The sequence below is a fragment of the Lentzea sp. NPDC051213 genome (assembly GCF_044455585.1).
In the GTDB taxonomy this organism is placed as follows: domain Bacteria; phylum Actinomycetota; class Actinomycetes; order Mycobacteriales; family Pseudonocardiaceae; genus Lentzea.
This window is the reverse complement of record NZ_JBITEX010000008.1, coordinates 469,009-478,755: the sequence shown is the minus strand read 5'-3', so window position 1 is coordinate 478,755 and position 9,747 is coordinate 469,009. Positions and strand designations below refer to the sequence as shown.

Annotated in this window: 8 protein-coding genes; 1 reads left to right on the top strand and 7 read right to left on the bottom strand. The window is 68.6% G+C overall.

Translation table 11 applies throughout. The features are described 5' to 3' along the window. Positions 1–352: 352 nt before the first annotated feature. From ACIA8G_RS34115 to ACIA8G_RS34105, 3 genes are read right to left on the bottom strand one after another with little or no spacing between them, the layout of a single operon-like run. Complete coding sequence (locus ACIA8G_RS34115) at positions 353–1,480, bottom strand: sensor histidine kinase (protein WP_396422832.1); 1,128 nt, start codon at positions 1,478–1,480, stop codon at positions 353–355. A gap of 2 nt (positions 1,481–1,482) precedes the next feature. Continuing rightward, positions 1,483–2,166: a response regulator transcription factor gene (locus tag ACIA8G_RS34110; protein WP_396422831.1), complete on the bottom strand. Its 684-nt coding sequence runs from the start codon at positions 2,164–2,166 to the stop codon at positions 1,483–1,485. A 46-nt stretch (positions 2,167–2,212) separates the two neighbouring features. After that, a complete protein-coding gene (locus tag ACIA8G_RS34105; protein ID WP_396422830.1) occupies positions 2,213–2,647 on the bottom strand; it encodes a MarR family winged helix-turn-helix transcriptional regulator in 435 nt (144 codons plus the stop codon). Positions 2,648–2,716: 69 nt separating this feature from the next. Between ACIA8G_RS34105 and ACIA8G_RS34100 the strand changes: the two genes are divergently transcribed. Continuing rightward, positions 2,717–3,673, top strand: coding sequence for a cytochrome P450 (locus tag ACIA8G_RS34100; protein ID WP_396422852.1), 957 nt, complete (start codon positions 2,717–2,719; stop codon positions 3,671–3,673). Here ACIA8G_RS34100 and ACIA8G_RS34095 read toward each other — a convergent pair. The 4 genes from ACIA8G_RS34095 to ACIA8G_RS34080 form a co-directional block, all read right to left on the bottom strand. Next, entirely contained in the window at positions 3,660–4,298 is a 639-nt protein-coding gene (locus ACIA8G_RS34095) for an SPFH domain-containing protein (RefSeq protein WP_396422829.1), read from the bottom strand. The two genes, ACIA8G_RS34100 and ACIA8G_RS34095, sit on opposite strands and share 14 nt — an antisense overlap. A gap of 220 nt (positions 4,299–4,518) precedes the next feature. Next, the gene (gene dxs / locus ACIA8G_RS34090) at positions 4,519–6,432 is read right to left on the bottom strand and encodes a 1-deoxy-D-xylulose-5-phosphate synthase (protein WP_396422828.1); all 1,914 of its coding nucleotides are present in this window, start codon (positions 6,430–6,432) and stop codon (positions 4,519–4,521) included. A 62-nt stretch (positions 6,433–6,494) separates the two neighbouring features. Continuing rightward, the gene (locus ACIA8G_RS34085; RefSeq protein WP_396422827.1) at positions 6,495–7,685 is read right to left on the bottom strand and encodes a class I SAM-dependent RNA methyltransferase; all 1,191 of its coding nucleotides are present in this window, start codon (positions 7,683–7,685) and stop codon (positions 6,495–6,497) included. Then, complete coding sequence (locus tag ACIA8G_RS34080; RefSeq protein ID WP_396422826.1) at positions 7,682–9,667, bottom strand: APC family permease; 1,986 nt, start codon at positions 9,665–9,667, stop codon at positions 7,682–7,684. Before ACIA8G_RS34080 ends, ACIA8G_RS34085 begins: the two co-directional genes overlap by 4 nt. Positions 9,668–9,747 lie beyond the last annotated feature (80 nt).

Sequence of the window (9,747 nt, the reverse complement as noted above, 5' to 3'; positions counted from 1 at the left end):
AAAGGAATTACCTCGACGAGGAGGTAATTCATATATTACTGGCTGTGTTATCGGCACGCTGTTGAGTTCTCAAAGAACACGCGCACACCGCAGTCCATCTCCGCGAGGAGGGAACTTCCGGGGCTGGTGTTGGTCTAGAAGTCTTTCGCCGCGCTCCGTTCCGGTTGTTTTCCGGCCCGTTCCGCGCTGGCAGAGAGAAAGTTACACGGCGGCCATCCAACATCCAAATCGGGGGTCACTTACGGCGTAACCGCAGGTCAGATGGCACGCGACTGGCCCAAACCAGGCAAGATCGACGCACAGTGTGACCGGGGCCACGTAGGCAATCTCGACGGTGACATCGTCCGGGGTGTCAGCTGGGTGCGCTCGGCAGGTGCACGGTCACCGACAGACCACCGGTCGGCACGGCCACTGCCTGCGCAAACCCGCCGTGCGCCGCCACCGCCGCCCGCACGATCGAGAGCCCGAGGCCGGTGCCGGACTGGCTGGTGCGGTCCTTGCCCCCGCGGCGGAACGGCTCGAACAGCTCCTCGACGCGGTCCGGCGGGATGAGCTGACCCGACGACGACACCCGCAGGACGGACCATTGCGGCCCGGTCTCCACCGCGGTCTCGATCCACCCGCCGACGTGGTTGTGCCGGACGGCGTTCTCCAGCAGGTTCCCCGCGATGCGCTCAAGCAGGGCGGGATCTCCGACCGCGAGCGCCGGCACGCATCGGAACACCGCGCGCACATGACGCACCTCGGCCTCGGCCCGCACCGCCTTCCACGCGGACTCGACCACCGCCGACAGGTCGACGGGCTCGCGCACCGCGAGCCCGACACCATCCGTGCGCGCGAGCAGCAGCAGCGCCGACACCAACTGCTCGGCACGCTCCCCCGCCGCACGCACGACACCGGCCATGCGCCGCAGCTCTTCGACGTCGGCATCCGGATCGGACAGCGTCACGTCCAGCTCCGTGCGCACCACCGAGAGAGGAGTGCGCAGTTCGTGCGACGCGTTCGCCACGAACCGGCGCTGCGAGTCGAAGGCGGCCTCCAGCCGGTCGAGCATCGCGTCGAACGTGTCCGCGAGCTCGGCGACCTCGTCGCGAGGCCCTTCCAGCCGCAACCTGGACCCCAGCGACTCCGCCGACAACCGGCGCGCGGCACCCGTGACGTCGTGCAACGGCTGCAGCACGCGACCGGTGAACGTCCACGCGAGCACCGCGGCGGCGAGCACCATGCACGCGAACGCGATCGACCCGGCCCGCAGCAGGTCTTGGCGCGCGGCGGCGGTCAAAGCGTCCGTCAGCACCGTCACGTCGACAGTGACGCCGTCGACGGTGACCTGACTACCCGCGGGAAAGGACGGGGAGGAGTCGAAGACCCGGCCGACCAGCACCCACCCGAGGAAGAGCAGCACAGCACTCACCACGGCGACGAGCGCGGTGGTGAGGAGCGTGATCCGGAGGCGGAGCCCCGGCCCGCGCCGACGCATGTTCAGTCCTCAGCTGGTCCGTTCGAAGCACTCGGCACCCGGTAACCGGAGCCCACGACGGTGTCGATGATGCCCGGTTCGCCGAGCTTCTTGCGCAACGTCATGACGGTGACGCGCACGGTCGTGGTGAACGGGTCCGCGTTCTCGTCCCACACGCGCTCGAGCAGCTCCTCGCTGCTCACCACCGAACCCTTGGCCGCGAGCAGCACCTCGAGCACGCCGAACTCCTTGCGGGTCAGCTCGATCGGCTGCCCACCACGCGCCACGGTGCGTCGCGCCGGATCCAGCTCCACGTCCTGAGCGGACAGCACGGGTGGCGTCGCCGGGGTCGCACGCCGAGCCAACGCCCGTACGCGCGCGACCAGCTCGGGGAACGCGAACGGCTTCGCGAGGTAGTCGTCCGCTCCCAGCGACAGTCCGGCCACGCGGTCCTCGATCGTCCCGCTGGCGGTCAGCATCATGACCCTGGTGAGCGCGCCGGAGCTGAGGATCTCCTTGCACAGTTCGTCGCCGGACATCCCAGGTAGGTCGCGGTCGAGCACTACTACGTCGTACCGCGTGACGGTCGACTTCTCGTGCCCGCTCTCGCCGTCGTAGGCGACGTCCACGGCCATACCTTCACGCCTCAGGCCGCGAGCGATCGCGTCGGCCAGAGGCGCCTCGTCCTCGACTACCAGAATCCGCACGCCACAAAGGTGCCACATGCACCTGAGAAGGCGCTTAACGACACCTTCACGTGCGCTGTTGGATCTCTTCTTCGGTCCGCACGGCCGCGCTGGTGAGGAAGCGCAGCACCACGGCCAGCTCGGCTTCGCTGAAAGAGCCGAGGTCAGCGCGGTGGCGTTCGTTCAGCGAGTCGTAGAGGCCGCCGACCCGCCGCACCGCGTCCTCGTCCGGTTCGATGACGACCTTCCGCCGGTCGAGCGGGTCCGGCACCCGGCGCACGAAGCCCGCCTGCACCAGCCGTTCGATCATCCGCGACGCCGATCCACTGGTCAGGTTGACCCGGCGGGCCAGCTCGCCCGGACTGGCCGGCCCCTGGTTGGCCAGCACGTACAGCGCCTGCAGGTCCGTCCACGTCATCCCGAGCTGCTCGGCGAGCATGCCGTTGAACTGGATGACCGGGATCTGCCACCGCGCGATGGCCCGCAGGACCTCTTCCGTCATGGCCGGCAGCCTACTTGCACCACGCAGTCGCTGCGTTACGCAGTAATTGAATGCTACGTTTACTGCGTGATGCAGCAAACCTGGTACGACCACCCCGTCTGGATCATCACCGACCCCGGCCTGGCCAGAACAGTGCTGTCCGACGGCCGTTTCGCCAAAGACCCCGCGTTGGCACCGAAGCACTGGGACACCCGCACGGCAGGTCTTGAACCCACCGCCGCCGAGCAGATGTCCGTGACCACACTCGACGGCGAGCCACACACACGGCTGCGCAAGGCGTTCGCGCCCCTCTTCAGCGCGGCGAAGATGCGCGCCTTCTACCCACGCATGCAGGCCATCGCGGCGAAGCTGCTCAACCAACTGCCGAACGAGGTCGACCTGATCGACGACTTCACGACCCGCTACCCGCTGGCGGTCCTCTGCGAACTGCTCGGCATCCCGGAGCACCACGTCGGCACGGCGATGGACGCCTGCCGCCTGATGCACGTCGACTACCCCGCCAACGTCCCCGCCGCGATGGCCGGATTCGCCCGCCTGGCAACGGAAGCGACCGCGGAGCTGCGCATGCCGGACGGCAGCACCGAGCAGGACCGCGACTACCAGATCTTCACGATCCTGTTCGCCGGCCAGCTCACCACCGACCTCGCGGCGGGCTTCCTCATCGCGAGAATCCTCAGCGACGCCAACGAATCCGCGGACGAACTGGTCCGGGAGACACTCCGCGAGCATCCCCCGGCACCGTTCACGCTCTGGCGCTTCACGACCACCGACGTGGAGATCGCGGGCACGCACCTGCCCCAGGGCTCACCGGTGCTCGTCGACCTCACGAGCACACCGGACCTGGTTTTCGGGTACGGCCCGCACTTCTGCATCGGCGCACAGCTCGCCCAGCTCGAACTCAAAGCCCTCGCCGAGACGTTCAGGACCGGCTATCCCAACGCGACGGCCACCGCACCGCTGACCCACAGCTCACCCGGCGGGATCATGGGCAGCAGGCTGCACGCGTTGCCGGTCAGGCTCGCTTAGCCCGATCCACCACCACGGTCGTCGCCGTCTGCAGGGCACGCAGCTCCAGCAACGCCGGGTGCTCCTCCGCCAGCCGGGCCGCGTTGAGCAACGACCGCAGCGCCGCGGTCTCCCCGCGTGCCCGCTCCAGCGCGGCACGGCCCTCGGACGCCGCTACGAGCTCGGCCAGTGCGGCCCGCCGCAGCTCACCGGGCATCACGACATCACGGACAGCCACGTCGGCCACCGACACACCCAGCTCATCAGCCCGTACGGCGACACCAGCCAGAACCTCGGCCGCAATGGCATCGCGCTCAGGGTCGACAGCGGAATGCGCGCGCGTCAGCACCGCACCGCGCAACGCCAGCTGCACAGCCGTGTAGAGCTCGGCCTCAGGCGCTGCCGTCTCCACGACGAACTTCGTCGGCGAGGACACAGCCCACCGCACCACCACGGTGACGCGCACCAGCACACCGTCCGAGGTCGGCACGTCCTGCGCGGCGGGAGTCATCGTGCGCGGACGGACGTCGACGCGGTGCAGCACGACGTGCCGCGAGAACTTGTGCTGTCCCGGCTCCACCTCGCCGATCAGCACGCCGCGGTCGAACCGGACGCCCCGCTCCCACGGGTACAACGTGTGCTTCATCGTCTCCACCTCCGTCCAGGCAGACCACGACCCCGGCCAGGCAGGGCGGCGGGCGGGAGTCCACAGGGGACTCGCAAAGCCCGAAACCCCCGTGTGCGACCGGGGTCGTGGCGTTCAGGGATCGAACCTGATGCTTCTAAGGCACCCAGCACCCGCCTGGACCGTGGAACCCGGCGAGGAAGACCTGCCGGGCCACAAAGAAGCGGGCGCGAGGTGGAGGTTAGCCGATCTGCTTGTCCGCGGGCTCGTCGATTTCGACCGGCAGGCACTCCAGCCGCGAAGCCCACTCGGTGACGCGACGCGCGACGTCCTGCGCGGTGATGCCGCACAACGCCAGCACCTCGGGACGCTCGCCGTGGTCGTGGAACTTCTGCGGCAACGCGATGTCGCGCAACGGCACCTCGACATCGGCGTCCCGCATCGCGGCCGCGAGCGAGGAGCCGAAGCCACCGTGGCGGCCACCGTCCTCAACGGTCACCACGAGCTTGAACGACGCCGCCATCTCCACGAGGTCCACCGACATCGGGTAGATCCAGCGCGGGTCGACGACCGTCACGCCGATGCCCTGGTCCTCCAGCCGTTGCGCGGCCTCGATACCGAGCTCGCCCAACGCGCCGACGGTCACCAACAGCACGTCGTTGCCCGACCGCCGAAGCACGTCAACGGAACCAATGCGCTCCAGAGCGGGCAGGTCGCCGCCGACGGACGCCTTCGGGTAGCGGATCACCGACGGTGCGTCCGAGATCGCCACGGCCTCGCGCAGCTCCTCGACCAGCGTCCCCGCGTCACGGGGCGCCGCCACGTGGACGCCGGGGATGACGCCGAGGATCGACATGTCCCACATGCCGTGGTGCGACGCGCCGTCCGGGCCGGTGACGCCCGCGCGGTCCAGCACGACCGTGACGCCCTGCTTGTGCAGCGCGACGTCCATCAGCAGCTGGTCGAACCCCCGGTTGAGGAACGTCGCGTAGACGGCCACGACGGGGTGCAGGCCGCCGATCGCCAGGCCGGCGGCGGAGGTCAGCGCGTGCTGCTCGGCGATGCCGACGTCGAAGAAGCGCGCCGGGAACGCCTTGGCGAACGGGTCCAGGCCCGTGGGCCCCTGCATCGCGGCGGTGATCGCCACGACGTCGGAACGCTCGCGGCCGACCTCCACCAGCGCGTCGGAGAACACGTGCGTCCAGGTGCGCTTGGACGGCTTGACGTCCTCGCCGGTGATCGGGTCGATGACGCCGGTGGCGTGCATCTGGTCGGCCTGGTGGTTCTCGGCGGGCGCGAACCCCATGCCCTTGCGGGTCACCGCGTGCACGATCACCGGGCCGCCGAACGACTTGGCGCGCTGCAGCGCGGACTCCAGCGTCGTCATGTCGTGGCCGTCGACCGGGCCGATGTACTTCAGGCCGAGGTCCTCGAACATCGCCTGCGGCGCCAGCGCGTCCTTGATGCCGCGCTTGGCGGCGTGCAACGCGGCGTAGAGCGGCTTGCCGAAGAACGGCGTCTGCTGCAGCGCGCTCTTGCCCTTCTCCAGCACGCGCTCGTAGCCGGGGCGCAGCCGCAGCGACGACAGGTGGTCCGCGAGACCACCGATCGTCGGCGAGTACGAGCGGCCGTTGTCGTTGACCACGATCACGACCGGACGCGTCTTGTCCGCCGCGATGTTGTTCAACGCCTCCCAGCACATGCCGCCGGTCAGCGCGCCGTCGCCGACGACCGCGACCACGTGGCCGTGGGCGCCGGTGATCTGCTTCGCCTTCGCCAGACCGTCCGCGTAGGACAGCGCCGTCGAGGCGTGCGAGCTCTCCTGCACGTCGTGCTCGGACTCCGAACGCGACGGGTAGCCGGACATCCCGCCCTGCTTGCGCAGCCGGTCGAAGCCGGCGCGGCGACCGGTGACGATCTTGTGCACGTACGACTGGTGTCCGGTGTCGAACACGATCGGGTCCTGCGGCGAGTCGAACACGCGGTGCAACGCCACGGTCAGCTCGACGACACCCAGGTTCGGGCCCAGATGCCCGCCCGTCTTGGACACCTTGTCGACCAGGAAACGCCGGATCTCCTCGCACAGCTGCTTCAGCTGCGCCTCGTCCATCCGTTTCAGATCCGCTGGTCCATGCACGGACTCCAGCAGGGTCACCACGCCCACCTCACTCCTGAAGACTGCCGCTCAGTCTACGGAGACTCGACTGAGACGCTTTGTCACCTGGTCTCAGGTACGAGCAACGCGATGCACTCCATGTGGTGTGTCATCGGGAACGCGTCGAACGCCCGCAGGTCTTCGAGCCGATACCCCTGAACTGTGAATTCAGCCAGGTCACGCGCCAGTGCGGCGGGGTCGCAGGCCACGTAGACGACCCGCTGTGGACGGCGGCGTGCGACTTCAGCCACAACGACCTTGCCCGCCCCCTTGCGAGGGGGGTCGAGCACCACGACATGAGGGTCCTCAACGGGCAGTCGGCGCGTCACCGCACGTTCCACCTTGTCCGACACCCACTCGACCTGAGGCATGCGGCGGAGGTTGCGCCGGCCGTCCTCGACGGCACCGGGGAAAGACTCCACGACCAGCACGGATCCGGTCTCGCCGACCTGCCGTGCGAGCACCGACGCGAAGAGCCCCGCACCGCCGTAGAGGTCCCACGCACGTTGCCCCGGTTCCGCCGCGGCCCACTCCCCCACGACCCTCGCGAACGTGTCCGCGGCCGCCGGGTGGACCTGCCAGAAACCGTCGGCGGAAATTCGCCACTTTCGTTGGGCGGCGGTCTCAACGGCTGTACCGGTTCCGGCGCGTCGCACGGTGTGTCGGCCGCGCACCTCACCCACATGCCGGTTGCCGTCACCGTCCTGGGTGATCGTCAGCTCCTGAGCTCGCCACTTTCGGTCGGTCACGGCCTCGACCATGCCCGGCCGGGCGATCACACAGTGGTCGATCGGGATCACATCGTGGGAACGGGTGCCGCGGAAGCCCGGCCTTCCGTCGCGGCCGACGGCCATCCGGATCCGGGTCCGCCACTCCAGCGGGCCGCCGGGCAGCGCCTCGACCTCCACCTCACGCTCGATCTTGCCGATGCGGGCGAGCTGCTCGTGGACGATCTGGGCCTTCAACGCCCGTTGCGCCTCCCACGACACGTGCTGGAAGTCGCAGCCACCGCACATCCCCGGCCCGCTGAACGGGCACGGCGCCTCGACGCGGTCCGGTGAGGGCTCCAGGATCTCCACGGCGTCCGCACGGCAGAACGACCCGCCGTTGTCCTCGTACACGGACACCACGACGCGCTCGCCGGGCAGTGCGTGCCGCACGAACAGAACGCGACCCTCATGCCGTGCAACGAAGTGGCCACCGTGTGCGACGGGACCGACCTCTACTTCGAACTTCTCGCCAACCCAGCTCATCGGTCGTCCAGTCCCCTTCGGACAGCGCCCGGTGCGATGACGTCCTTGTCGCGCACCTTTGTGGACGATGCGAGCTGCCACGGCACGCTGACCACCATCACACCGGGCTGGAACAGCAGTCTTCCCTTGAGCCGCAACGCGCTCTGGTTGTGCAGGAGCTGCTCCCACCAGTGACCGACCACGTACTCGGGAATGAACACCGTAACGACATCGCGCGGGTTGTCCGACTTCACCCGCTTCACGTAGTCGAGCACGGGCTTGGTGATCTCGCGGTACGGCGACTCGATCACCTTCAGCGGGATCTTGAAGCTCTCCTTCTCCCACTCCATCACGAGCTTGCGGGTGTCGCCGTCGTCGACGTTGACCGTGACGGCCTCCAGCACGTCCGGACGCGTGGCCTTGGCGTAGGACAGGGCCCGCAGCGTCGGCATGTGCAGTTTGGACACCAGCACCATCGCGTGGTTGCGCGCCGGCAGCGTGCGCACCCGCTCCTGCTGCCGCAGCTCCTCGGCGACGGTGTCGTAGTGCTTGCGGATCGCCGTCATCAACGCGTAGATGGCGGCCATCGCGGCGATGGCGATCCACGCGCCCTTGGTGAACTTGGTGATCAGCACGATGATCAGCACGGTCGCGGTGAGCGCCAGGCCGAACGTGTTGATCGCCTGCGACCGCCGCATCCTGCTGCGCGCCTGCACGTCGGCCTCGGTCTTCAGCAACCGCTGCCAGTGCTTGATCATGCCGAGCTGGCTCAGCGTGAACGACACGAACACGCCCACGATGTAGAGCTGGATCAGCCTGGTCACCTCGGCGTCGAACGCGATCACCAGCACGACCGCGAACCCGGCCAGGAAGAGAATGCCGTTGGAGAACGCCAGCCGGTCGCCACGGGTGTGCAGCTGGCGCGGCAGGTAGCGGTCCTGGGCGAGGATCGAGCCGAGCACCGGGAAGCCGTTGAACGCCGTGTTGGCCGCGAGCACCAGGATCAGCGCGGTGACACCGGCGATGAAGAAGAAGCCGGGCGGGAAGTTGTTGAAGACCGCGTGCGCGATCTGCGCCACCATCGTCTTCTGCACGTAGCCGTCCGGGGCGTTCGTGATCTGGTGGTCCGGCGACTCGGCCATCCGCACGTCGGTCAGCTGAGCGAGCACGATCAGGCCCATCAGCATGACCACCGAGATGCCGCCCATCAGCAGCAGCGTGGTCGCGGCGTTGCGGGACTTGGGTTTGCGGAACGCGGGCACGCCGTTGCTGATCGCCTCGACACCGGTGAGCGCGGCGCAACCGGACGAGAACGCGCGCAGCACCAGGAACACGAACGCGAGGCCCATCAGGTGGTCCTGCTCGGCGTGGATCTCCAGGCCGGAGCTCTCCGCCCGCATGTCGTCGCCCATCACGAAGCCGCGGAACAGGCCGTAGCCGATCAGCCCGAACACGCCGATCATGAACGCGTAGACCGGCACGGCGAACGCGCTGCCGGACTCGCGGATGCCGCGCAGGTTGACCGCCGTCAGCAGCACGATCGCGGCGACCGCGAACTCCGCCTTGTGCGTCGCGACGAACGGGATGGCCGAGCCGATGTTCGCCGCCGCCGCCGAGATGGACACCGCGACCGTGAGGATGTAGTCCACGAGCAGGGCGCTCGCCACCGTCAGCCCTGCTCTGCGTCCCAGGTTGACCGTCGCGACCTCGTAGTCACCGCCGCCGGACGGATAGGCGTGCACGTTCTGCCGGTAGCTGGCGACCACGGTGAGCATGACCACGACGACCGCGACGCCCACCCACGGTGCCATCGCGTAGGCGCTCAGGCCCGCCACCGACAGCATCAGGAAGATCTCCTCCGGCGCGTACGCGACCGAGGACATGGCGTCCGACGCGAACACGGGGAGGGCAATGCGTTTGGGGAGGAGGGTGTGAGCGAGGCGATCACTGCGGAACGGCCTGCCCACGAGGAGGCGTTTGGCAGCGGTGGCGAGCTTGGACACGGCCAGAGCGTAAGGGGTCCACTCACCGGGACGGGCTAATGCTCGGTAGGTTCTGCGGAGAGTTCGCCTGAGGAGGCATG